Annotated in this window: 21 protein-coding genes; 10 read left to right on the forward strand and 11 right to left on the reverse strand. The window is 60.7% G+C overall.

The window, feature by feature from the left end:
* Window positions 1-29 precede the first annotated feature (29 nt).
* Both LIS66_RS24920 and yccS read left to right on the forward strand, forming a co-directional pair.
* Window positions 30-1208 carry an NAD(P)/FAD-dependent oxidoreductase gene (locus LIS66_RS24920; RefSeq protein WP_227973226.1) on the forward strand — a complete coding sequence of 393 codons (1179 nt, stop codon included), beginning with the start codon at window positions 30-32 and terminating at the stop codon, window positions 1206-1208.
* A 226-nt stretch (window positions 1209-1434) separates the two neighbouring features.
* Window positions 1435-3627, forward strand: a complete 2193-nt coding sequence (yccS, locus tag LIS66_RS24925; protein ID WP_227973227.1) for a YccS family putative transporter — start codon at window positions 1435-1437, stop codon at window positions 3625-3627.
* 111 nt (window positions 3628-3738) lie between these two features.
* On the opposite strand, the gene LIS66_RS24930 is transcribed toward yccS, so the two are convergent.
* A complete protein-coding gene (locus tag LIS66_RS24930; RefSeq protein ID WP_227973228.1) occupies window positions 3739-4476 on the reverse strand; it encodes a substrate-binding periplasmic protein in 738 nt (245 codons plus the stop codon).
* A gap of 255 nt (window positions 4477-4731) precedes the next feature.
* Here LIS66_RS24930 and LIS66_RS24935 point away from each other — a divergent pair, with 255 nt between their 5' ends.
* A complete protein-coding gene (locus LIS66_RS24935) occupies window positions 4732-5184 on the forward strand; it encodes a GNAT family N-acetyltransferase (RefSeq protein WP_227973229.1) in 453 nt (150 codons plus the stop codon).
* Between the two features lie 187 nt (window positions 5185-5371).
* Here LIS66_RS24935 and LIS66_RS24940 read toward each other — a convergent pair whose 3' ends face one another.
* From LIS66_RS24940 to LIS66_RS24950, 3 genes are all read right to left on the reverse strand, one after another.
* Window positions 5372-5668, reverse strand: a complete 297-nt coding sequence (locus tag LIS66_RS24940) for a winged helix-turn-helix domain-containing protein (protein WP_027610630.1) — start codon at window positions 5666-5668, stop codon at window positions 5372-5374.
* A 98-nt stretch (window positions 5669-5766) separates the two neighbouring features.
* Complete coding sequence (locus LIS66_RS24945) at window positions 5767-6258, reverse strand: M48 family metallopeptidase (protein ID WP_227973230.1); 492 nt, start codon at window positions 6256-6258, stop codon at window positions 5767-5769.
* Window positions 6259-6303: 45 nt separating this feature from the next.
* On the reverse strand, window positions 6304-8427 hold the full coding sequence (locus LIS66_RS24950) for a putative bifunctional diguanylate cyclase/phosphodiesterase (protein ID WP_123417838.1): 2124 nt from the start codon (window positions 8425-8427) through the stop codon (window positions 6304-6306).
* A 313-nt stretch (window positions 8428-8740) separates the two neighbouring features.
* On the opposite strand from LIS66_RS24950, the gene LIS66_RS24955 reads away from it, so the two are divergent.
* Window positions 8741-9409 carry a polysaccharide lyase family 7 protein gene (locus LIS66_RS24955; protein ID WP_042606610.1) on the forward strand — a complete coding sequence of 223 codons (669 nt, stop codon included), beginning with the start codon at window positions 8741-8743 and terminating at the stop codon, window positions 9407-9409.
* Window positions 9410-9889: 480 nt separating this feature from the next.
* On the forward strand, window positions 9890-10252 hold the full coding sequence (locus tag LIS66_RS24960; protein WP_227973231.1) for a DUF6124 family protein: 363 nt from the start codon (window positions 9890-9892) through the stop codon (window positions 10250-10252).
* 59 nt (window positions 10253-10311) lie between these two features.
* On the opposite strand, the gene fba is transcribed toward LIS66_RS24960, so the two are convergent.
* The 6 genes from fba to tkt all read right to left on the reverse strand — a co-directional run bounded on the left by fba (window position 10312) and on the right by tkt (window position 16666).
* Window positions 10312-11376, reverse strand: coding sequence for a class II fructose-bisphosphate aldolase (gene fba / locus LIS66_RS24965; protein WP_008081027.1), 1065 nt, complete (start codon window positions 11374-11376; stop codon window positions 10312-10314).
* Between the two features lie 251 nt (window positions 11377-11627).
* On the reverse strand, window positions 11628-11960 hold the full coding sequence (locus LIS66_RS24970; RefSeq protein WP_042606607.1) for an MliC family protein: 333 nt from the start codon (window positions 11958-11960) through the stop codon (window positions 11628-11630).
* Window positions 11961-12017: 57 nt separating this feature from the next.
* The gene (locus LIS66_RS24975; protein ID WP_042606606.1) at window positions 12018-12239 is read right to left on the reverse strand and encodes a hypothetical protein; all 222 of its coding nucleotides are present in this window, start codon (window positions 12237-12239) and stop codon (window positions 12018-12020) included.
* 34 nt (window positions 12240-12273) lie between these two features.
* The gene (locus LIS66_RS24980) at window positions 12274-13437 is read right to left on the reverse strand and encodes a phosphoglycerate kinase (RefSeq protein WP_016772785.1); all 1164 of its coding nucleotides are present in this window, start codon (window positions 13435-13437) and stop codon (window positions 12274-12276) included.
* A 12-nt stretch (window positions 13438-13449) separates the two neighbouring features.
* Window positions 13450-14502 (reverse strand): erythrose-4-phosphate dehydrogenase, encoded by a 1053-nt coding sequence (gene epd, locus LIS66_RS24985; RefSeq protein ID WP_042606605.1) that lies wholly within the window; start codon window positions 14500-14502, stop codon window positions 13450-13452.
* Window positions 14503-14668: 166 nt separating this feature from the next.
* Window positions 14669-16666 carry a transketolase gene (gene tkt, locus LIS66_RS24990; protein ID WP_083353740.1) on the reverse strand — a complete coding sequence of 666 codons (1998 nt, stop codon included), beginning with the start codon at window positions 16664-16666 and terminating at the stop codon, window positions 14669-14671.
* A 259-nt stretch (window positions 16667-16925) separates the two neighbouring features.
* Between tkt and LIS66_RS24995 the strand changes: the two genes are divergently transcribed.
* From LIS66_RS24995 to LIS66_RS25010, 4 genes are all read left to right on the forward strand, one after another.
* Complete coding sequence (locus tag LIS66_RS24995) at window positions 16926-17921, forward strand: ArsR/SmtB family transcription factor (protein WP_042606603.1); 996 nt, start codon at window positions 16926-16928, stop codon at window positions 17919-17921.
* Window positions 17922-17939: 18 nt separating this feature from the next.
* Complete coding sequence (gene metK, locus LIS66_RS25000; RefSeq protein ID WP_024014624.1) at window positions 17940-19130, forward strand: methionine adenosyltransferase; 1191 nt, start codon at window positions 17940-17942, stop codon at window positions 19128-19130.
* 220 nt (window positions 19131-19350) lie between these two features.
* Entirely contained in the window at window positions 19351-21027 is a 1677-nt protein-coding gene (gene ligB / locus LIS66_RS25005; RefSeq protein ID WP_227973232.1) for an NAD-dependent DNA ligase LigB, read from the forward strand.
* Between the two features lie 97 nt (window positions 21028-21124).
* On the forward strand, window positions 21125-21520 hold the full coding sequence (locus tag LIS66_RS25010; protein ID WP_065616490.1) for a DUF1090 domain-containing protein: 396 nt from the start codon (window positions 21125-21127) through the stop codon (window positions 21518-21520).
* A gap of 57 nt (window positions 21521-21577) precedes the next feature.
* On the opposite strand, the gene LIS66_RS25015 is transcribed toward LIS66_RS25010, so the two are convergent.
* Window positions 21578-22027, reverse strand: a complete 450-nt coding sequence (locus LIS66_RS25015) for a c-type cytochrome (protein WP_083353743.1) — start codon at window positions 22025-22027, stop codon at window positions 21578-21580.
* 128 nt (window positions 22028-22155) lie between these two features.
* Between LIS66_RS25015 and LIS66_RS25020 the strand changes: the two genes are divergently transcribed.
* A complete protein-coding gene (locus LIS66_RS25020; RefSeq protein WP_042606599.1) occupies window positions 22156-23340 on the forward strand; it encodes a murein transglycosylase A in 1185 nt (394 codons plus the stop codon).
* Window positions 23341-23361 lie beyond the last annotated feature (21 nt).

Here is a 23361-nt window from a genome sequence, read left to right on the forward strand (position 1 = left end):
TTGTAGCGACCCACCAAGAGGACACCGTTTTGCGCTCTACCGAAGTCGTGATCATTGGCGCTGGCGCCGCCGGCTTGATGTGTGCCCTGACTGCCGCCGGGCGCGGGCGTCAGGTGTTGCTGCTTGACCACGCGAACAAGGCGGGGAAGAAAATCCTCATGTCCGGCGGTGGCCGCTGCAATTTCACCAACATGTACACCGAACCGAGCAATTTTCTCTCGCAGAATCCGCATTTCTGCAAATCCGCGCTGGCGCGTTACACCCAGTGGGATTTCATCGGTCTGGTCGGCAAACACGGCGTGCCGTACCACGAGAAGAAACTCGGCCAGCTGTTCTGCGATAACAAATCCAGCGACATCCTCGAAATGCTCCTGACCGAGTGCGATCAGGCCGGTGTCGAACTGCACCTCGACACGTCGATCCAGACTATCGAGAAGGTCGAAAGCGGTTACTTGCTCGACACCACCCTCGGTCAGGTTCAATGCCAGTCGCTGGTGATCGCCACGGGCGGCTTGTCGATCCCGACGCTGGGCGCCACCGGGTTCGGTTATCAGGTCGCTAAACAGTTCGGCCATGAACTGCTGCCGACCCGCGCCGGACTGGTGCCGTTCACCATCACCGACCAGCTCAAGGATTTGTGCACAGAGCTGTCCGGCACCTCGGTGGATTGCCTGGTCAGCTGCAACGAGCAGAGCTTTCGCGAAAACATCCTGTTCACTCACCGCGGCCTCAGCGGCCCGGCGATCCTGCAGATTTCCTCGTTCTGGGAACCCGGCGACACAGTGAAGATCAATCTGCTGCCGGACCACGACGCGGCGACGTGGCTGCAAGAGCAAGTCGCCGAACGCCCGAACACCGAGTTGAAAACCTTGCTTGGCGAAATCTTCACCAAGAAGATGGCCAATCTGCTGGCGGACAACTGGTTTGTCTCCAAACCGATGAAGCAGTACACCCACGCTGAACTGGCGGAGATTGCCGAGAAGCTTGGCAGCTGGAAAGTTGCGCCGGCGGGAACTGAAGGCTATCGCACGGCTGAGGTGACTCTGGGTGGCGTCGATACCCGCGAAGTGTCCTCGAAGACCATGGAATCGCTGAAAAGCCCGGGCCTGTATTTCATTGGCGAAGTGCTCGACGTCACCGGGCATCTGGGCGGCTTCAACTTTCAGTGGGCCTGGGCCTCCGGCTACGCGGCGGCGCAGTACGTCTGATCCAACACAAATCACAGCTGTGGGAGCGAGCCTGCTCGCGAATGCGGTATATCAGTCGACATATCTGTTGAATGACACTCCGCTTTCGCGACCAGGCTCGCTCCCACAGGGGTTTGTGGTGTAAGTAAAAGGAACACTTTTTGCTGTCAGATGTGCTCGGCGCCATTGCGTCGGCGTCATTACTGGCTCAATTTAGCGGCATCGCCTCGGAAGGCCTTCGCACTTCATGTCCTCGACCTCGTTTCGTCAGTCTTTGCGGCGCCTGTGGGCGCTGGATAAATTCAGCTATAGCGTGCGGGTATTCATCGCCCTGACCGGCAGCATGGCGCTGTGCTGGTATCAGGATGAAATGGGCCTGCTGATCCCGTTGTTCCTCGGCATCATCGCCAGCGCCCTGGCCGAAACCGACGACAGTTGGCAGGGCCGCCTCAACGCCCTCGCCGTGACGCTGGTATGTTTCAGCATCGCCGCGCTGTCGGTGGAGCTGCTTTTCCCCTACCCGATCATTTTCGCCGTGGCCCTGGCGCTGGCCAGTTTCGGCCTGACCATGCTCGGTGCGCTGGGCGAGCGTTACGGCGCGATCGCCTCGGCGACGCTGATTCTGTCGGTGTACACGATGATCGGCGTCGATCAGCGCGGGGGCGCGGTCACCGATTTCTGGCACGAACCGATGCTGCTGGTCGCTGGCGCGGCGTGGTACGGCCTGCTGTCGGTACTGTGGCAGGCGCTGTTTTCCAATCAACCGGTGCAGCAGAGTCTGGCGCGGCTATTCCGCGAGCTGGGCCTTTACCTGAAGCTGAAATCCTCGTTGTTCGAGCCGATCCGGCAGATGGACGTCGAAGCCCGCCGCCTCGAACTGGCGCAACAGAATGGCCGGGTGGTCGCCGCACTGAACACCGCCAAGGAAATCATCCTGCACCGGGTCGGCAACGGTCGACCGGGCTCGAAAGTCAGCCGATATCTGAAGCTGTACTTCCTCGCGCAGGACATCCACGAACGCGCCAGTTCGTCGCACTACCCTTACAACGCGCTGGCCGAGGCGTTCTTCCACAGCGACGTGCTGTTCCGCTGCCAGCGCCTGCTGCGTCAGCAAGGCAAGGCTTGCCGGGCATTGGCGGAGTCGATCCAGATGCGCCAGCCGTTCATTTATGACGCCAGTTTCGCCGAAGCCCTGAACGACCTGCATGCCTCCCTCGAGCACTTGCGCATCCAGAGCAACCCGGCATGGCGCGGCCTGTTGCGCTCGTTGCGCGCCCTGGCGGCCAACCTCGGCACCCTCGACCGCTTGCTCAGCGATGCCAGCAACCCAGACGCCCTGGCCGATGCTACCGACAGCAGCCTGCTCGACCGCTCACCGCGCAATCTCAAGGACGTTTGGATTCGCCTGCGCACGCAACTGACGCCCACCTCGCTGCTGTTCCGCCATGCCCTGCGCCTGCCGCTGGCACTGAGCATCGGCTACGGCATGGTGCACCTGATTCACCCGTCGCAAGGCTACTGGATCATCCTCACCACGCTGTTCGTCTGCCAGCCGAACTACGGCGCCACCCGGCGCAAACTCGGCCAGCGGATCATCGGCACGGCCATTGGCCTGACGGTGGCGTGGGCGCTGTTCGATCTGTTCCCCAACCCAGTGGTGCAATCGTGCTTCGCCATCGCTGCCGGGGTGGTGTTCTTCACCAACCGCACCACCCGCTACACCCTGGCGACGGCGGCGATCACCATCATGGTGCTGTTCTGCTTCAATCAGGTCGGCGATGGCTACGGGCTGTTTCTGCCACGGTTGTTCGATACCCTGCTGGGCAGTCTGATTGCCGGGCTGGCGGTGTTTCTGTTCCTGCCGGACTGGCAGGGCCGGCGCCTGAACAAAGTGCTGGCCAACACCCTGACCTGCAACAGCATCTACCTGCGCCAGATCATGCAGCAATACGCCGCGGGCAAGAGCGACGACCTCGCCTATCGCCTCGCCCGACGCAACGCGCACAACGCCGATGCGGCGCTGTCGACGACGCTGGCGAACATGCTGATGGAGCCGGGGCATTTCCGAAAGGAAGCCGATGTCGGTTTCCGTTTCCTGGTGCTCTCGCACACCCTGCTCAGTTACCTGTCCGGGCTCGGCGCACACCGCGAAACGCAGCTGCCAGCCGAAGTGCGTGAGCATTTGATCGAGGGCGCCGGGGTGAAACTGGCGAGCAGCATCGACGAAATCGCCCAAGGCCTCGCGAGCAAGCAGCCGATTGCGATTCAGAGTGATGAAGAGGAAGCACTGGCCAATGAACTGGAGCAGATGCCGGAGGAGATCGATGAAGGCCAGCGACTGGTACAGACGCAACTGGCGCTGATCTGCCGGCAGTTGGGGCCGCTTCGGACGTTGGCGGCGCATTTGATCAAAGACACTGCCGAAATTGGCGGCGCCTGAGACGACGCCTTCGCGAGCAGGCTCACTCCTACAGGGGAACGCATTCCAACTGTAGGAGTGAGCCTGCTCGCGATAGGGCCATCAGCCCCACAATAAATTCCAGCTCAGCCCTCACATTCCATGCCGCCGCAATAACTTCTCGTAAGTCCCGTCAGCCTTCATCGCTGCAATCGCCCGATCAAACCCGGCGACAATCTGTTCATGCTGCGGATTCTTCAGGGTGACCAATATGTGCAGGCTGTTCTCACTCAGCGGCTTGGGTAAAAACTCCACCGAATTGCGCACCTTGGCCGATTCCCGCGCCAGGTAATACTTCGCGACGTATTCGTCTTCCAGCGTCAGCTTGACCCGATCGGCCGAGAGCATGCGCACGCCCATGGCGAAATTGTGCACAGGGACTTTCTGCATCGCCGTGTCGGCATCGAACGGTGCGGAATAGGCATACCCGCGCACCACCGCAATCGGGTAGGTGTGCAGTTGCTCGAGGTTGCTGTAGTCGATGGGCGCATCCTTGCGCTTGAGGAAGCGAATGCGGTTGATCAGGTACTCGCCGGAAAACTGGCCGATCTGCGTGCGCTCGTCGTTGTACCAGGCGTTGACCAGCACGTCGTAACGCCCTTCGCCAATCCCCAGCAACGCCCGCGCCCACGGCACTTGCTCGTAACCGCTGGCATAACCGGCGCGCGCCAGTGCGGTGCTGACAATGTCAGTGGCCAGGCCACCGTTGATCAGCGCATCATCGGTAAACGGCGGCCAGTTATCGAACACCAGCCGCAGCTTTTGCGCTGCAGCATCCTGGCCGAGCAACAGCAGTCCGATCAAAGCAACGGCTTGAAGCAATCGCAGCATGCTTGAACATCCTCAGCGGGCATCCGCCCGACGTGGTTTCACGTCAAAATCCAAGGCCCCTTACCGGCAAAACCCAAGCATTGAACATTAGCTCATGGGAGCCAGTGCGCAGTGCTCTTGAGCAGATTACACAAAGTCGCAGGCGCCGCGAGAAAGGAATAATGGCATTTTGACCTTTATCACAGACTGTTGCGCCATACAGACATACGGCGCCGCTGCGCTTAGTATCGGGCGACGTATTCAAGGAATCGAAAGATGACAATCGAGTGGATCTGCAAACATCACAGCGATCTGGGCAAAGAGCAGTTGTACGCGCTATTGAAACTGCGCTCGGACGTGTTCGTGGTCGAACAGAAATGCGCCTACCCGGATCTCGACGGCCAGGATCTGGAAGGCGATACCTACCATCTGATGGGTTGGGAGGACGATCAGTTGATGGCTTACCTGCGCCTGCTCGATCCGGAATCCCAGGGTGGTCACGTGGTGATTGGCCGGGTGATCACCGCCCCTGCCGGTCGCGGCAAAGGGCTGGGCCACGCGATGATGGAACAGGCGCTGAAACAGGCCGGGAAGCACTGGCCGCAGGTGCCGATCTATCTGTCGGCACAGGCGCATTTGCAAGGGTATTACGGCAAATACGGGTTTGAAGTGGCGGGTGAGGAATATCTGGAGGATGGCATTCCTCACATCGGGATGCGTCGCGCCTGAACAGCCCCTCACCCTAACCCTCTCCCAGAGGGAGAGGGGACTGACCTTGGTGTCTTGGGCCATGCGGCGACTTGAAAAACAGTGTCGATTATGGATTCAACAGCATTCGCTCACGTCGGTGAAATTCTACAATTTCCCCCGATCGGCTCCCTCTCCCTCTGGGAGAGGGCTGGGGTGAGGGGCTTTTTCAGGGATACTCAAGAACAGCCTTGATCTGCCGCAAATTGCGTTCGATCCACCCGCGATCAATCGCCCCCCACTCGCGAATCCGATAGCGTCCGGCATGGTTGCGCGCGCCCTCTTCCTGCTCGAATTCACAGATGATATCCAGATCGGCCAGCGCGGCGATGGTGTCCTGCGCCGTGCGCCGGGGCATGCCGGTGACTTCGGTCAGCGCCGGCACGCTGGGCGCCAGACCGCTGTCGATCAGATAGGCCACGTAGAGACGGCGGTAGAAACTGCTTTTGGTCTTGCTGACGTCCATCCAAACACTCCCAACGTTAGAAGATCGCAGCCTTCGCCAGCCTGCAAAAGATCGCATTCCAACTGTAGGAGCTGCCGGAGGCTGCGAACTTTTGATTTTTATTGCATATCCCGCCACGTCAGGTACACGCGCAGATCGAATTCGATCTGGTGATACCCCGGCAGCATGTGCTCGCACAGTTTATAGAACGCCTTGTTGTGGTCCGATTCCTTGAAGTGCGCCAGCTCGTGCACCACGATCATCTTCAGAAAGTCCGGCGCGGCGTCCTTGAACAGCGAGGCGATGCGGATTTCCTTGTTGGCCCTGAGCTTGCCGCCCTGCACCCGCGAGACCGTGGTGTGCAGACCGAGGGCGCGGTGGGTCAGGTCGAGGCGATTGTCGAACAGCACCTTGTCGATGGCCGGCGCGTTGCGCATGTACTGCTGCTTGAGATCCAGCGCGTAGCTGTACAACGCCTTGTCGCTCTGCACGTCATGGCGTCCCGAGTAGCGCTGATGCAGGTAATCACCCAGCCGCCCTTCGGCGATCAGTTGGCGCACCTGATCCTGCAAACGCTCGGGATAGGCCTGGAGGTACTTCAAGACAGTCATGGACGGGCAGCACGGCTCGGAAAAAGGTGCGCCAGTGTAGCGAATTCAACCGGCCAGCGCGCTCCAGTCGAACGGCTCGGCAAAGCGGACTGCGTCCTCGGCGACCAAGGGTCGCGCCACCAGGAAACCTTGCACGTACTCGCAGCCATGGGCTTGCAGCCACCGGTATTGCTCGACGGTTTCCACCCCTTCGGCGATCACCAGCAGGCCGTATTGCTTGCACAGGTCGATGACCATGCGCACCAGCGCAGCATCACGTGGCGAGTCCGGCAGGCGCGCGATGAGGTGGCGGTCGAGCTTCAGCGTGTCCAGCTCCAGATCACGCAGATGCGCCAGCGAGCATGATCCGGAACCGAAATCATCCAGCGCCACGCGCACCCCGAGATGACGCAGCAGCCGCAGTTGCTTGCGCGTCTCGTCCGGGTTTTGCATCAACGCTTCCTCGGTGACCTCGACTTCCAGTTGCCGTGGCTGCAGCCCATGGCGCTCCATGACCTGACGCAACTCGGTGACCAGATTCGGCAAGCCGAACTGGGTGTTGCTCAGGCTCACGCCGAGCACCAGATCCTCGGCGAACAGTGCTTCCCAGGCTTTGCGCTGGCCGGCGCCACGGTGATAGATCCAGCTGCCGAGGCGGCTGATCAACCGCGCTTCTTCCAGCAACGGCAGAAACAGTCCCGGCGGCACATCGCCGACGCTCGGATGCTGCCAGCGCAGCAACGCTTCGAACCCCCGAGTCTGCCCGCTACCGATCGCTACCTGCGGCTGATAGACCAGATTGAAATCGCGGTTTTCGATGGCCTCGCGCACGCTGTCTTCCAGCATCAGGCGCGAGCGTGCGCGGCCGTTCATCTCATGATCATAAAAGCGATATTGCTGACGCCCGGCCCGCTTGGCTTCGTACATGGCAATGTCCGAGGCGCGCAGCAAACCGTCGAGGTTGCGGCCACAGTCGGGATAGGTGGCGATGCCGATGCTGGCGCCAAGGACAATATCCAGACCTTCGATCTGCTGACAGACCGACACCCGCTCGATGAGCTTCTCGGCAATCTTCGCCGCTTGTTCGGGGAATTCCAGATCCAGCAGCGCAGTGAACTCATCGCCGCCCATGCGCGCCAGGATATCGAACGGCCGCAGGCACGCCTTCAACTGTTCGGAGACCCAGCGCAACACGCGGTCGCCGGCGTCATGGCCGAGGGAATCGTTGACCCGCTTGAAGCCGTCGAGATCGAGGTAGAGCAACACCCAGCTACTGTCGCTGCGTTCGCCGCGCAACAGCAGGTTTTCCACGGTCTGGTAGAAACCCCGCCGGTTGAGCAGGCCGGTCAGAGGGTCGGTCACTGCCTGGAATTCCAGTTGCTGGTGCAAGTGACGCACCACCGACATGTCCAGCACGGTCACCACCATCGCGTGCTGCTCCGAGGACAGCGGTGCGCAGGACAATGCCACCGGCACTTGCTGCCCGGGCGCAGTGCGCAGCAACGCATCGTGCAGGCGCAGAGTTTCGCCGCGCTGGTAGCCGGCGTAGAACTCGGAATCGGCCCACAGCGGAATGTGCGGCTTCTGCAGGAAGTCGAGAAACTCCTTGCCCTCAAGCTCCTTGACCGGCGCGTTGAGCAGCCGCGAAATCGCCGGGTTGGCAAAGCGAATCACGCCGTCCTCGCTCAACACCAGAATGCCTTCGGCGGCGTTATCCAGCACCGAGGCATTGAAGGCGCGCGCCACTTCCAGATCATGACTCAGGCGTTGCAGGGCACGGCGATTGCGCTGGTGTTCAAGCAGTGCCTGAACCTTGGGCTTGAGGATTTGCGGATCGAACGGTTTGAACAGGTAATCCACCGCGCCGCTGGCATAGCCCTTGATCACGGCGTCTTGGGATTGCTCGTTGGCGGTAAGGAAAATGATCGGCGTCAACCGCGTGCGCTGGCTGCCGCGCATGAGCCGTGCGACCTCAAAACCGTCCATGCCGGGCATCTGCACATCGAGCAGGACCAGGTCGATGTCGTGTTCGAGCAGAAGATTGAGCGCCTCGAAACCGGAGGCGGCGGTCATCACATGCCAATCCTGGCGCTGCAACAACGCGCGCATGCTGATCAGATTTTCGGGGTAATCATCGACGATCAAAAGGACCGAGTTGCCTTCACCTGGCTGGGGTTGCGCGCATTCCATGCTGCTTCTCTTATCGGGACCGGTTGCCGGCAAAACCATAGACGTACTGAGCCTTCACTCTAGTCGCGGAAGCCACAAAGCAGAAGCAGCCGCCACGCCATCATTTGGCCAATGTTCCATCGAGCCGACTAACGGTCGCCGCTACAGCCCCCTAAAACCGGGCAGGATGGCATTTCGACAGGATGTTGACGCCAATCAACTGCCGGACGGGCATTAACAAAAATAGCCGCTACGCTTATAAAGGCGCCCCGAAAAGGCGCGGGCTAGAGCTTCTGGCACCCGCGTTCAGGATGAATCGAGTGGAAGAACCGACATGATCGATCTCGCAACCTGGAATCTCAGCGTTCCCGTTGGCAGCCCGCCGTACACCGTCGAAACCGAAAAACTGGTGAAAGGCTTCAAGGATCAATACTTCCATTCCGACACCGGAACCTTGTTTTTCTGGTCCCCGGTTACCGGGTCAAAAACCGAAAACGCCGTCTACCCGCGCACCGAACTGCGCGAGACCTTCAGCAACGGCACCCTGCGCAACTGGTATTACCCGGACGCGGACAACCTGCTGCGTGCAACCCTCGCCGTGAACAAGGTGCCCAGTTCGGGCAAGATCGTTATTGGTCAGATTCACGCTTATGAAAGCCAGAAGCCGATGCTCAAACTTGAGTATCAGTACAAGACAAAGACCGAGACGGGCAACCTGGTCATCAAGGTGCGCATGCGCCCCGATGACGAAGAAAGCCGCGTCATAACCCTCGCCACCGGCGTCAAGCTCGATCGCGAATTCAACTACCTCATCCACTTGAGCCCTGGCGGTGCGCTGGGCGTGAGTGCGGCGGGGTATCAGTGGGATTCACAGATCAGCGCGACCTGGCGCGACAAGCCGTTGTACTTCAAGGCTGGGGTTTATGTGCAGGACAACACCGGGTACACCAGTGAGGGTGGGCAGGTGACGTTTACCAAACTGGATATTGATCACGACAAGTAACCCATTTCGACATCGCAATCCCTTGTAGGAGCTGCCGAAGGCTGCGATCTTTTGATCTTGATGTTTGGCGCCTCTTGGGAACGCCGGAATCAAAGTCAAAAGATCGCCGCCTTCGGCAGCTCCTACCTTTAAAACAGCGTTGTTTAGATCTGTCGGCGGTTACCTCCGGATGCCTACAACAGCTTGCGTCGTTGCCTACGGGTACGCCTGAATCCGCCGGCTTGTGCGCCTGGCGGGCCATCGGGAACTTGATTCGCGTCACTGATTTCCAGTGATCGGGTTTAGTAGCCCGTGGTTTCAAGCGTGATGCACAAGCATCTGTAAGTCGGGAATTTTGATTCCTGCGCTTGATGGTAGCTGTGCGCAGGGCACCTTCGGGTGCGCCGGCTTGCTCGAAACCCCGGTCTACTAACCTGCGTACAGTTGCCTCCACTTTGATTAGTAGCCAGAGCGGGGGCACTCCAATCAGGTTTCGAGCAAATGACTAAATCAACGCCACACCCGCCGGTCACCGACCCGGCCTCGCCATACGAATCCCTCGACTCGAAAAAACTCAACGACGCCGCCGAACGCGCCCTCGACCACTACCTCAACCCCGCCGCCCTGATCACGGCGAGCAACAATGAACCCGAGCCCATGTATTTCGCCAACTCGAAATACAACACCGAATCCCTGCTGGCCAACGCCAGCGAAACCTTGCGCTCAGCCAGCGTCATGCTCAACAACTTCGACGCGATGCTCGACAACTCCCATCGCAAAACCGCGCTGGGGATCGCGCAGGTCGTCATGCTCGGTGAACTGGCAGTGAATCAGGCACTGGATCATGTCGAGCTGAAGGAATAACCGACCACAAAAAAACCCGCCTCACGGCGGGTTTCTTTAAAGCGGTCTAACGCTCAGGCTTAGTTAACCTTAGCGTTCAACTCACCCTTCAGATAACGCTGGTACATCGCTTCCAGCGAGATCGGTTTGATCTTCGAAGCATTGCCCGCAGTGCCAAACGCTTCATAACGAGCAATACACACGTCACGCATTGCAGTCACGGTGGCGCCGAAGAATTTACGTGGGTCGAATTCGCTCGGGTTGGTGGCCATCAGGCGACGCATGGCGCCGGTGGATGCCAGACGCAGGTCGGTGTCGATGTTGACCTTGCGCACGCCGTGCTTGATGCCTTCGACAATTTCTTCAACCGGTACGCCGTAGGTTTCTTTGATGTCGCCGCCGTACTGGTTGATGATCGCCAGCCACTCTTGTGGCACGGAGGACGAACCGTGCATCACCAGGTGAGTGTTGGGGATGCGCTTGTGGATTTCCTTGATGCGATCGATCGCCAGCACATCACCGGTCGGTGGCTTGGTGAACTTGTAGGCGCCGTGGCTGGTGCCGATGGCGATGGCCAGGGCATCGACCTGGGTACGCTTGACGAAGTCAGCGGCTTCTTCCGGGTCAGTCAGCATTTGGCTGTGATCCAGAACGCCTTCGGCGCCGATGCCGTCTTCTTCACCGGCCATACCGGTTTCCAGCGAACCCAGGCAGCCCAGCTCGCCTTCTACCGAAACGCCGCAGGCGTGGGCCATAGCGACGGTCTGTTGGGTGACGCGAACGTTGTAGTCGTAGTCGGTCGGGGTCTTGCCGTCTTCGCCCAGCGAGCCGTCCATCATTACCGAGCTGAAGCCCAGTTGAATCGAACGCTGGCAGACGTCAGGGCTGGTGCCGTGGTCCTGGTGCATGCACACCGGGATGTGCGGGAATTCTTCGATCGCGGCCAGGATCAAGTGACGCAGGAATGGCGCGCCGGCGTATTTGCGGGCGCCGGCCGAAGCCTGGACGATCACCGGGGAGTCAGTCTTGTCAGCGGCTTCCATGATGGCGCGCATCTGCTCAAGGTTGTTGACGTTGAAAGCTGGAACGCCGTAGCCGAACTCGGCTGCGTGGTCCAGCATCTGGCGCATGCTGATAAGTGCCATTGTGTGTGTCTCTCCCGGTTGAGGGTCGTTGATCGTGCCAGCCTGCCGGAGCGGCGGCGGCTATTCAAGTTAATGCAGATCGGGGTTGAGGCCCGGTCTGGTGATTCGATAAAGCATAATCCTGAGAACTACACTGATCCCCTGTAGGAGTGAGCCTGCTCGCGATAGCTATCTTGCAGTCAATATTGCAGCGACTGTCATACCGCTATCGCGAGCAGGCTCACTCCTACAATGGGCCTGCGGTGTTGCAATTACTCGGCTTTGCATCCACGGCCTATCAGGTCATTGGTGGCGACCCAGTACACCAGGCCTTCTTCACCCTTGACGTGAAACGCCAGCATGCCATCGCTATACAGCGTGCCCGAGGCGCCCGGCTCTTCTTTCAGGCGATAGACCTGATCACCGCCGCCGAGGCGCACGTCGACTTCCTGCTGGCCGGCATCGGCGTAACGCCACAACACCTTGGCCTGGCTGTCGCAGGTCCAGGTCGTCCAGTTGTCTGCCGGGGCGGACGACTGAAACAGGTTCAACTGCGCGCAACCGCCCAACAATGCCAACGCCGCAACGGCGATCAAGCCTTTCATCCGTGTTCCTCGACTGGCGACGCTTGCCGCCAGCCCTGAGTTAAAGAGTCAGACCCGTCAAGGACAACCATGTTCCTTGACCGGGGTTTGCGTCTCGTATTTGTCCAGGCCGTCCGGACCCGAGCGCTTGTTCAGCACCGGGTTGGTTTCGGCCTGCCAGTCGGCCTGATAACAGCCCTTCTGCGGCTCGCTCGGTGCTGGCGTCGCGTCGGCCTTCGGGGTACTCCCGCAGGCCGCCAGCGTACCGCTCAGCAACAACAGCGCTAACGACTTGACCATGAAAACACTCCTTTGCCTGGCCAAACGGGCGGCCTCAGGCCTTGGCCCGGCTTTCCAGGACTTCAACGGCTGGCAGCACCTTGCCCTCGACGAATTCGAGGAACGCGCCACCGCCGGTGGAAATGTAGGAGATCTGTTCAGCCACGCCATATTTATCGATCGCCGCCAGGGTGTCGCCACCGCCAGCAATGGAGAATGCCGAGCTCTCGGCGATGGCCTGGGCCAGTACTTTGGTGCCGTTGCCGAACTGATCGAACTCGAACACGCCAACCGGACCGTTCCACAGAATGGTTTTCGACGATTTCAGCAGCTCGGCGAAGTTGGCCGCGGTTTGCGGGCCGATGTCGAGAATCATGTCGTCAGCCGCAACGTCGGCGATCAGTTTCACAGTCGCTTCAGCGCTTTCCGCAAATTCCTTGGCGACCACAACGTCAACCGGCAGCGGCACGCTGACTTTCGCAGCGATTTCACGGGCGGTGTCGAGCAGATCCGGTTCGTACAGCGACTTGCCGACCGGGTGACCGGCCGCCGCGAGGAAGGTGTTGGCGATGCCGCCGCCGACGATCAGTTGATCGCAGATCTGGCTCAGGCTGTTCAGCACATCGAGTTTGGTCGACACCTTGGAGCCGGCAACGATCGCCGCCATTGGCTTGGCCGGTGCGCCGAGAGCTTTGCCCAGTGCGTCCAGCTCAGCGGCCAGCAACGGGCCAGCGGCAGCGACTTTGGCAAACTTGGCTACACCATGGGTCGAACCTTCGGCGCGGTGAGCGGTACCGAAAGCGTCCATCACGAACACGTCGCACAGGGCCGCGTATTGCTGGGCCAGGTCGTCGGCGTTCTTTTTCTCGCCCTTGTTGAAGCGCACGTTTTCGAACAGCACGATGTCGCCCGCCTTGACCTCGACGCCACCGAGGTAATCAGCCACCAGCGGCACTTCGCGGCCGAGCGCCTTGCTCAGGTAGTCGGCGACAGGTTTCAGGCTGTTTTCGGCAGAGAATTCGCCTTCGGTAGGACGGCCCAGGTGCGAGCAGACCATCACCGCCGCGCCTTTTTCCAGGGCCAGCTTGATGGTCGGCAGCGAAGCCAGGATGCGCGCGTCGCTGGTGACAACACCGTCCTTGACGGGGACGTTGAGGTCTTCGCGGATCAATACACGCTTACCTTGCAGATCGAGGTCGGACATCTTCAACACGGTCATGGGTCGCACTTCCTACGGTTTTTTTGAAGTTGCTGTTTGCAGATAGTGATCTGCAACGTCCAGCATTCGGTTGGCAAAACCCCACTCGTTGTCGAACCAGGCCAGGATGTTCACCAGTTTGGGGCCGGAAACACGGGTCTGACTGGCATCGACGATGGCCGAATGTGGGTCATGGTTGAAATCACAGCTGGCGTGCGGCAACTCGGTGTAGGCCAGAAGGCCTTTGAGCGGGCCGCTGGTGGCGGCTTCGCGCAGGATCCGGTTGACCTCGTTGGCGTCAGTCGCGGTGGCGGTCTGCATCGTGATGTCGAGGCAGGACACGTTGACTGTCGGCACGCGCACGGCTTTGGCCTGAATTCGTCCGGCAAGTTCCGGCAGCAGGCGCTCGATACCGCGCGCCAGACCAGTGGACACCGGGATCACCGACTGGAACGCCGAACGGGTGCGGCGCAGGTCTTCATGGTGATAGGCGTCGATCACCGGCTGATCGTTCATCGCCGAGTGGATCGTGGTGATCGACACGTAATCCAGACCGATCGCCTGATCGAGCAGGCGCAGCAGCGGCACGCCGCAGTTGGTGGTGCAGGAGGCGTTGGACACCAGCAGTTCGTCGCCCGTCAGGCAGTCCTGATTGACGCCGTAGACGATGGTGGCGTCGACATCCGCCTCGCTGGCCATCGGCTGCGAGAACAGCACGCGCGGCGCGCCGGCGTCGAGAAAACGCTGACCGTCGGCACGGGTGTGGTAAGCGCCGGAGCACTCCAGCACCAGATCGACGCCCAGCGACGCCCAATCGATGCCTTCCGGGGTGGCACTGCGCAGGACCTTCACGCAGTCGCCATTGATATGCAGACAATCGCCCTCGACCCGCACTTCGCCGGGGAAACGGCCGTGGGTGGAGTCGAAGCGTGTCAGGTATTCGATGCTGGCCATATCGGCCAGATCGTTGATCGCGACAATTTCAAACCCGGCCTTCGCGCCGCGCTCGAACAACGCCCGCAAGACGCAACGACCAATGCGGCCGTAGCCGTTGAGTGCAACTTTGTAAGGACGCGGTTGAGGCATGGGGTTCTCGATAGAATTCGCTAACAACACAACCCCTGTAGGAGCTGACGAGTGAAACGAGGCTGCGATCTCTTGATCTTGTTTTTAAGATCAAGATCAAGAGATCGCAGCCTTCGGCAGCTCCTACAGGGGAACGCGGCGGCCAGGGCCACCGCATTCGTACTGCTTAGTCCTCCAGCAGCTCTTCAGCCTGACCCAGGATGTTTTCCAGGGTAAAGCCGAACTCTTCGAACAATGCCGAAGCCGGCGCCGACTCACCGTAGGTGGTCATGCCGATCACGCGACCTTCCAGACCCACGTACTTGAACCAGAAGTCGGCGTGGGCCGCTTCGATGGCGATACGCGCGCTGACTTGCAGCGGCAGAACCGACTGCTTGTACTCCGCATCCTGTGCATCGAAAGCGCTGGTGCAAGGCATGGAAACCACGCGGACCTTGCGGCCCTGCTCGGTCAGTTTGTCGAAGGCCTGAACGGCCAGACCAACTTCCGAACCGGTGGCGATCAGGATCAGCTCAGGCTCGCCTGCGCAGTCCTTGAGCACATAACCACCACGGCTGATGTTGGCGATCTGGCCAGCGTCGCGTTCCTGATGCTGCAGGTTCTGCCGCGAGAAGATCAGCGCCGACGGGCCGTCCTTGCGCTCCAGAGCGTTTTTCCAGGCCACCGCCGATTCCACGGCGTCGGCTGGACGCCAGGTGTCGAGGTTCGGCGTGCTGCGCAGGCTGGTCAGTTGCTCGATCGGCTGGTGGGTCGGGCCGTCTTCGCCCAGACCGATGGAGTCGTGGGTGTAGACGTGAATCACGCGCTTCTTCATCAGTGCCGACATGCGTACGGCGTTGCGCGCGTATTCCATGAACATCAGGAAGGTCGCGCCGTAAGGCACCAGACCGCCGTGCAGGGTGACGCCGTTCATGATCGCGGTCATGCCGAATTCGCGCACGCCGTAGTACATGTAGTTGCCGCTGGCGTCTTCAGCGTTGACGCCCTTGCAGCCTTTCCACAGGGTCAGGTTGGAACCGGCGAGGTCAGCCGAGCCGCCAAGCAGTTCCGGCAGCAGCGGACCAAAGGCGTTGAGGGTGTTCTGGCTGGCTTTGCGGCTGGCGATGGTCTCGCCCTTGGCCGCGACTTCGGCGATATAGGCCGAGGCTTTCTCCGAGAAGTCGGCCGGCAATTCGCCGCTCAGACGACGGATCAGCTCGTTGGCTTCGGTAGGGAACGCAGCGGAGTAGGCGGCGAAACGCTGATCCCATTCGGCTTCGACCGCGCGGCCAGCTTCCTTGGCGTCCCACTCGGCATAGATCTCGGCCGGGATTTCGAACGGGCCGTAGTTCCAGTTCAGCGCCTGACGGGTCAGGGCGATTTCCGCGTCACCCAGTGGGGCGCCGTGGCAATCTTCCTTGCCCTGCTTGTTCGGCGAACCGAAACCGATGGTGGTCTTGCAGCAGATCAGGGTTGGCTGCGCGCTCTTGCGTGCGGTTTCGATGGCGGTCTTGATCTCTTCCGGATCGTGGCCGTCGACGTTGCGGATCACCTGCCAGTTGTAGGCTTCGAAACGCTTCGGCGTGTCATCGGTGAACCAGCCTTCGACTTCGCCGTCGATGGAGATGCCGTTGTCATCGTAGAAGGCGATCAGCTTGCCCAGGCCCAGCGTGCCAGCCAGGGAAGCGACTTCGTGGGAAATGCCTTCCATCATGCAGCCATCACCGAGGAACACGTAGGTGTGGTGGTCAACGATGTTGTGGCCTGGACGGTTGAACTGCGCGCCCATGACTTTCTCAGCCAGGGCGAAACCGACGGCGTTGGCCAGACCCTGACCCAGCGGGCCGGTGGTGGTTTCGACGCCCGGGGTGTAACCGAATTCCGGGTGGCCTGGAGTGCGGCTGTGCAGTTGACGGAATTGCTTGAGGTCGTCGATCGACAGGTCGTAACCGGTCAGGTGCAGCAGCGAGTAGATCAACATCGAGCCGTGGCCGTTGGACAGCACGAAGCGGTCACGGTCGGCGAAAGACGGGTTGCTCGGGTTGTGCTTGAGGTAGTCGCGCCACAGCACTTCGGCAATATCTGCCATACCCATAGGGGCACCGGGATGGCCGCTGTTGGCTTTTTGCACGGCATCCATGCTGAGGGCACGAATGGCGTTGGCACGCTCACGACGGCTAGGCATCGCTGATCTCCTGGGTGTGAATAGACTGAAACGGAAAAAAGGAGGGCATTTTCCCTCACCCATGCGCCTCGGGGCAATGACAGATAGTCATCCGCGGGCGTTTTTCCAATCGATAGCGCGGGTTTCGCTTGGTGAAACCTTTCCGCTATTCGTTTGTAGAGACTGCCGTCCGCTGAGAAGTGCCATTTATCGAGCAATATCAAAACTTTTTGATATTGACCTTGCGATGCTTTGCCCCCGTCTCTAGACTGCCAGCCCTATGAACCTACGCGTGCCTTCCATTCGCCATGACGATTGCGACGAGCTGGCGGCCCTGTGCAAGGCCGGCGGTGATCCGCTGCGGCTGAATGTCTTGCGCGCGCTGGCCAACGATTCGTTCGGCGTGCTGGAGCTGGCGCAGATTTTCGGCATCGGCCAGTCGGGCATGAGCCATCACCTCAAGGTGCTGGCACAAGCCGATCTGGTGGCGACACGCCGTGAAGGGAATGCGATTTTCTATCGTCGCGCCCTGCCCCACAGCGATTTGCTCGGCGGCAAGCTGCACGCGGCGCTGTTAGAAGAAGTCGACAATCTGGATCTGCCTGACGAGGTGCAAGCGCGCATCGAACAGGTTCACGGCCAGCGTGCCGCTGCCAGTCAGGACTTCTTCGCCCGGGTGGCGGAAAAATTCCGTGCCCAGCAAGACTTGATCGCAGGCCTGCCGCAGTACCGTGACAGCGTGCTGGCCCTGCTCGACAAACTGAACTTCGATGGTGCAGCCACGGCCATTGAAGTCGGCCCCGGCGATGGTGCTTTTCTGCCGGAACTGGCCCGTCGCTTCGGCACCGTAACCGCGCTGGACAACAGCCCGGCGATGCTCGAACTGGCGCGTCAGGTGTGCGAACGTGAACAGCTGGCTAACGTCAGCCTGCAATTGGCCGATGCATTGAACGGCACGAGCCTTATGGCCGATTGCGTGGTGTTGAACATGGTCCTGCACCATTTCGCCGCCCCGGCCGATGCGCTCAGGCACATGGCTGACCTGCTGCAACCGGGCGGTAGCCTGCTCGTGACAGAGTTATGTAGCCACAACCAGAGTTGGGCCAGGGAGGCCTGCGGTGATCTCTGGTTGGGGTTTGAACAGGACGATCTGGCCCGTTGGGCCACCGCTGCGGGACTCGTTCCCGGGGAAAGCCTCTATGTAGGCTTACGTAATGGTTTCCAGATCCAGGTCCGCCACTTTCAGCGACCGGCTGGCGACACTCACCATCGGTAAATTCAGGAAAACATCGAGATGAGCGAATACTCCCTCTTCACCTCCGAGTCCGTGTCTGAAGGACATCCGGACAAAATCGCCGACCAGATTTCCGATGCGGTGCTGGACGCCATTATTGCCCAGGACAAACACGCTCGCGTGGCCGTGGAAACCCTGGTCAAGACCGGCGTGGCCATCGTTGCCGGTGAAGTGACCACCAGTGCCTGGGTCGACCTGGAGCAGATCGTTCGTGACGTGATTTGCGACATCGGCTACACCAGCTCCGAAGTCGGCTTCGACGGCGCGACCTGCGGCGTGATGAACATCATCGGCAAGCAGTCCCCCGACATCAACCAGGGTGTTGACCGTGCCAAGCCTGAAGATCAGGGCGCCGGCGACCAGGGCCTGATGTTCGGCTACGCCAGCAACGAAACCGACGTTTTGATGCCAGCGCCGATCACTTTCTCGCACCAGTTGGTGCAGCGTCAGGCCGAAGCACGCAAGTCGGGCCTGCTGCCGTGGCTGCGTCCGGACGCCAAGTCGCAAGTGACCTGCCGTTACGAAGGCGGCAAGGTTGTCGGCATCGACGCCGTTGTCCTGTCGACCCAGCACAACCCGGAAGTGTCGTACAAAGACCTGCGCGAAGGCGTGATGGAGCTGATCGTCAAGCACGTGCTGCCTGCCGAACTGCTGAGCAAGGACACCCAGTTCCACATCAACCCGACCGGCCAGTTCATCATTGGCGGCCCGGTAGGTGACTGCGGTCTGACCGGTCGCAAGATCATCGTCGATAGCTACGGCGGCATGGCCCGTCACGGCGGCGGCGCGTTCTCCGGCAAGGATCCATCGAAGGTTGACCGTTCCGCGGCCTACGCTGGCCGTTACGTGGCCAAGAACATCGTTGCGGCCGGCCTGGCCGAGCGTTGCGAGATCCAGGTGTCCTACGCGATCGGTGTGGCCCAGCCTACGTCGATCTCGCTGAATACCTTCGGCACCGGCAAGATCAGCGATGACAAGATCATCAAACTGGTGCGTGAAGTGTTCGACCTGCGTCCATATGCGATCACCACCATGCTCGACCTGCTGCACCCGATGTACCAGGAAACCGCAGCCTACGGCCACTTCGGTCGTGCTCCGCAGACCAAGACCGTTGGCGAAGACAGCTTCACCACGTTCACCTGGGAAAAAACCGACCGCGCCGACGCCCTGCGTTCTGCCGCTGGCCTGTAAGACCCTGGCTGCATGAAAGCCCCGCACGGTTCGCGCCGTGCGGGGCTTTTTCATGCCTGACGGATTTTTGAGATCTCTGTGGGAGCGAGCCTGCTCGCGAAAGGGCCCTACCCGACGCCACCACGCTCCAGCCCGGAAACAGTTCGCAAAAAAACCGCGCAACGATCTTCAGATCCTCACCTACCCTTCAAGCATCACCCCCGAGCAAGGACGCTCAACGATGCTTTTCACACTGCGCCTGTTGCTGGCCTTCCTGCTGGCACTCATCATCCTCGTCAGCCAAGCCAACTGCCCCGACTGGCCCTTACCCCAAGCCCAACGCGAAATCACTACCCTGCAAAACCGGATCGACCAATGGGACGACGCCTATCACCGCGAAGGCCGTTCATTGATCACCGACGAACTCTATGACCAGTCCCTGCTGCGGCTGAATGAATGGCAAGCCTGCTTCAACCAACCCGCATCACCGCAGCCGTTGCGCACAGCGGCCGGCACGGTCACTCATCCCATCACCCACACCGGCCTGGACAAGCTGCACAAAGCTGCAGACGTCGCCAACTGGCTGCGCGATCGCCAGAGCGTCTGGGTGCAGCCCAAGGTCGATGGAGTGGCCGTCACGCTGATCTACCGTCAGGGGATATTGCAGCAGGCCATCAGCCGAGGTGACGGTGTCAGCGGTCAGGACTGGACAATTTCCGCGCGTAGAATCGCTGCCATTCCGCAACGCCTGAACCAGCCACGGGATCTGCTGGTGCAGGGCGAACTCTACTGGCGGCTGCAGGCGCACGTGCAAGCGCGATCCGGCAGCGTCAACGCCCGCGCCACAGTGGCCGGCCTTATGGGACGCAAATCCCTCGATGCCGAACAGGCCGCCGGGATCGGGCTGTTCGTTTGGGACTGGCCGCAAGGCCCTGTGCGGCTGCCAGAGAGATTGTCCGGACTTCAGGCATTGGGGTTCGCCACAACCGAGCCATACACACAGCCGATCACCCGATTCGAAGACGCGCAAAAATGGCGCGAGCACTGGTATCGCTCGCCGCTGCCCTTTGCCAGCGATGGCGTAGTGCTGCGCCAGAGTCAACGGCCACCCGCCGAACGCTGGCAGGCCAAGGCACCTTACTGGGCGGTGGCCTGGAAATACCCATTCGCCCAGGCATTGGCGGAAGTGCGCAAGGTGAATTTCAAGATCGGCCGCACCGGGCGCATCACCCCAGTGCTGGAACTGCTGCCGGTGAGACTCGATGACCGCGAGATCAAACAGGTCAGCGTCAGCTCGCTCAAGCGCTGGCAAACCCTCGACATTCGCCCCGGCGACCAGGTGGCTCTCAGTCTGGCCGGGCTGACCATTCCACGCCTGGACAGTGTCGTGTTACGTACCAGCGAACGGCCAGACATCGACATCCCCAACGCCAGCGACTACCACGCCCTGAGCTGCTGGCAACCGACGCCCGGCTGTGAAAGCCAGTTTCTCGCGCGTCTGACCTGGCTGAGCGGCAAGCAGGGCCTGGCCATGCAACATGTCGGGCGTGGCACCTGGGAGAAACTTTTGGAAACAGGCCGTCTGAAACACCTGCTGGATTGGCTGACCCTCGATGCCTCAGAGCTTGCTAACATTGCCGGCCTCGGCGAGCGCAGCAGCGCACGTCTGATCGAAAGTTTTCGGGGCGCGCGGCACCAGCCGTTCGCTCATTGGTTGAAAGCCCTGGGCATGCCGCCGGCCGGAAAGGCACAACTGGCTGATTCGTGGCAGGCCCTGGCACAACGCGACACTGAACAATGGCAGGCAGAAGCCGGCATCGGCCCGGGTCGCGCGGCGCAACTGAGCGCATTCTTTCGCGACCCGCAGGTAATGGCTTTGAGCGACACCTTGAAAGCCGCCGGAATCGACGGCTTCTGAACATGCAATCCCCGCCAGGCGGGAACCCAATGGCCGGCCAGACGCTCCAACAGCGCAGTGCCCTCCTACCCCGATTGCCTTTGCACATGGAGCTTTTATGAAATTTCTCGCACCGCTCGCCCTGCTTACTCTTTGCGGCGTCATGGCCGCCCCGGTCATGGCCGAAGAAGACGGCCCGGGCCTGACCGGCTGCGCTGCCAAGAAGCAGGGCATCATCAATCAGATCGAACAGGCCAAATCCCGCGGCAACATGGAGCAGCAGGCAGGTCTGGAAACCGCACTGCGCGAAGTGACCGAACACTGCACCGACGCCGGCCTGAAGAAAGAGCGTGAGAACAAGGTGCTTGAGGCCAAGCATGAAGTCAGCCAGCGTCAGGCAGACCTCGACAAGGCCATGAAAAAAGGCGATCCGGAGAAGATCAACAAGCGCAAGGAGAAGCTCGCCGAATCGCGCAAGGAACTGCAGGAAGCGCTGGACGAGATCGACAAGTAATCTGCCGATTCCCTGTGGCGAGGGAGCTTGCCACAAGGTACTCAGCAGGTTCAGGAATCAATGATCCCGAAACTCTTTATGGCAAGCACTGCAGGCATCCTCGACTTTCTGCACTGCCGGCCCGAGATTGCTGGCCTTGTAGGGCTGAACCTGGCTGGCGGCTACCAGTTCGCCGGTAGCCGCTTCAAGAGCGCGGGCCAGCTCCTGGAAACGTGCCTGTTTCTGCCAGACATCGTCCTTGGCGCTGGTGTGATCTTCTTCGCGCACCTGCGGAAAATGCTTCCAGGGCTCGTGGGACAACTCATCGAGTCTGACCGCACCCTCGGCAAATTTCGGCCCGTCGAACGCAATGCGCCCACGCAACATGCCGCCGAGGTCTTCGCTGGTCTTGAGCATCTGTTTGAAGATGGCCTTGCGCTGGCCCAGCGGCGAATTCGGGTCGACGCCGCCACAGGCGGACAAGCTCAGGCAGGCCAGCAATACAACAGCAATTCGTTTCAGAGTCATGGTGGCTTCAGGTCGCGGAAATCGGCGGCCAGTATCGTCGGCTCACCGCCAAACACCAATAGCCCTATTAAAAATACGGGTTGTTCGAGCGCATGGAGCACTCGGCCAACCGGCACAGGAATCACTCCATGAACAGCCGCTTCACGGCCTGGCGTCACCCGCTTCTCGTCACCCTGCCAATCCTGGCCGCCCTCGCCGGCTGCACCGGCGGTGACAACGCCGAACCGAAAACCCACGCGCTGGCCACCTATTCCAGCGCAACCTGGGAAGCCTTGCCAGCAGTCTCCGACAGCGATCTGGTCGCCGGTTTCGGCTCGTGGCGCAGCGCCTGCACACGACTCAAAGCCGACGCAGTCTGGGGCCCGACCTGCGCTGCAGCGGCGAATGTGCCGCAAAGTGCTGATGCAATTCGCGCATTCCTCAAGCAGAACCTCGATGTCTACGGCCTGCGCGCCGAGCACGACAACCCCAACGGCCTGATCACTGGCTACTACGAACCTGTGTACCCCGGCAGCCTGACCCCAACCGCAACGGCCAACGTGCCGGTGTATGGCGTGCCAGAAGACATGATCATTGTCTCGCTCGACAGCATCTATCCGGAATTGAAAGGCAAGCGCCTGCGCGGCCGCCTCGAAGGTCGCGTGCTCAAGCCTTACGATGACGCAGCAACCATCGAATCCAAAGGCGTTAAAGCTCCGGTAGTCGCCTACCTGACGGATCCGATGAACCTGCAATTTCTGCAGATTCAGGGGTCGGGCCGGATTCAGACCGAAGACGGCAAACAGTTGCGCATTGCCTACGCCGATCAGAACGGCCACCCGTACCGGCCGATCGGTCGCTGGCTGGTCGAGCAAGGCGAGCTGAAGAAAGAAGAGGTGACCATGAGCGCGATCAGCAATTGGGCCAAGGCCAACCCGACGCGCATTCCGGAACTGCTGGCCAGCAACCCGAGCTACGTGTTCTTCACCCGCAACCCGGACAGCAACGAAGGCCCGCGCGGCTCGCTGAACGTGCCGCTGACCGCCGGCTACAGCGCGGCGGTGGATCGCAAGGTGATTCCGTTGGGCAGTCTGTTATGGCTGTCCACCACCAAACCGGATGGCACACCGCTGGTGCGCCCGGTCGCGGCGCAGGATACCGGCGGCGCGATTGCTGGTGAGGTGCGTGCGGATCTGTTCTGGGGCACTGGCGATGCGGCCGGGCAACTGGCCGGGGACATGAAGCAGCAAGGGCAGATCTGGATGCTCTGGCCCAAAGGAAAAGAGTTACCGCAAGTGCCGCAGGTGGCGGATACACCGAAGCAAAAGTCTTAGGTTCTTCGTGGTCTGATCGGT

The sequence above is a fragment of the Pseudomonas sp. HN2 genome (assembly GCF_020736465.1).
In the GTDB taxonomy this organism is placed as follows: Bacteria; Pseudomonadota; Gammaproteobacteria; order Pseudomonadales; family Pseudomonadaceae; genus Aquipseudomonas; species Aquipseudomonas moraviensis_A.

Excerpts from the sequence above, each read along its gene's own strand:
- yccS (WP_227973227.1), top strand. The coding sequence starts at position 1,435 with ATGTCCTCGACCTCGTTTCGTCAGTCTTTGCGGCGCCTGTGGGCGCTG.
- LIS66_RS24930 (WP_227973228.1), bottom strand. The coding sequence starts at position 4,476 with ATGCTGCGATTGCTTCAAGCCGTTGCTTTGATCGGACTGCTGTTGCTC.
- LIS66_RS24935 (WP_227973229.1), top strand. The coding sequence starts at position 4,732 with ATGACAATCGAGTGGATCTGCAAACATCACAGCGATCTGGGCAAAGAG.
- LIS66_RS24940 (WP_027610630.1), bottom strand. The coding sequence starts at position 5,668 with ATGGACGTCAGCAAGACCAAAAGCAGTTTCTACCGCCGTCTCTACGTG.
- LIS66_RS24945 (WP_227973230.1), bottom strand. The coding sequence starts at position 6,258 with ATGACTGTCTTGAAGTACCTCCAGGCCTATCCCGAGCGTTTGCAGGAT.
- LIS66_RS24950 (WP_123417838.1), bottom strand. The coding sequence starts at position 8,427 with ATGGAATGCGCGCAACCCCAGCCAGGTGAAGGCAACTCGGTCCTTTTG.
- LIS66_RS24955 (WP_042606610.1), top strand. The coding sequence starts at position 8,741 with ATGATCGATCTCGCAACCTGGAATCTCAGCGTTCCCGTTGGCAGCCCG.
- LIS66_RS24960 (WP_227973231.1), top strand. The coding sequence starts at position 9,890 with ATGACTAAATCAACGCCACACCCGCCGGTCACCGACCCGGCCTCGCCA.
- fba (WP_008081027.1), bottom strand. The coding sequence starts at position 11,376 with ATGGCACTTATCAGCATGCGCCAGATGCTGGACCACGCAGCCGAGTTC.
- LIS66_RS24970 (WP_042606607.1), bottom strand. The coding sequence starts at position 11,960 with ATGAAAGGCTTGATCGCCGTTGCGGCGTTGGCATTGTTGGGCGGTTGC.
- LIS66_RS24975 (WP_042606606.1), bottom strand. The coding sequence starts at position 12,239 with ATGGTCAAGTCGTTAGCGCTGTTGTTGCTGAGCGGTACGCTGGCGGCC.
- LIS66_RS24980 (WP_016772785.1), bottom strand. The coding sequence starts at position 13,437 with ATGACCGTGTTGAAGATGTCCGACCTCGATCTGCAAGGTAAGCGTGTA.
- epd (WP_042606605.1), bottom strand. The coding sequence starts at position 14,502 with ATGCCTCAACCGCGTCCTTACAAAGTTGCACTCAACGGCTACGGCCGC.
- tkt (WP_083353740.1), bottom strand. The coding sequence starts at position 16,666 with ATGCCTAGCCGTCGTGAGCGTGCCAACGCCATTCGTGCCCTCAGCATG.
- LIS66_RS24995 (WP_042606603.1), top strand. The coding sequence starts at position 16,926 with ATGAACCTACGCGTGCCTTCCATTCGCCATGACGATTGCGACGAGCTG.
- metK (WP_024014624.1), top strand. The coding sequence starts at position 17,940 with ATGAGCGAATACTCCCTCTTCACCTCCGAGTCCGTGTCTGAAGGACAT.
- ligB (WP_227973232.1), top strand. The coding sequence starts at position 19,351 with ATGCTTTTCACACTGCGCCTGTTGCTGGCCTTCCTGCTGGCACTCATC.
- LIS66_RS25010 (WP_065616490.1), top strand. The coding sequence starts at position 21,125 with ATGAAATTTCTCGCACCGCTCGCCCTGCTTACTCTTTGCGGCGTCATG.
- LIS66_RS25015 (WP_083353743.1), bottom strand. The coding sequence starts at position 22,027 with ATGACTCTGAAACGAATTGCTGTTGTATTGCTGGCCTGCCTGAGCTTG.
- LIS66_RS25020 (WP_042606599.1), top strand. The coding sequence starts at position 22,156 with ATGAACAGCCGCTTCACGGCCTGGCGTCACCCGCTTCTCGTCACCCTG.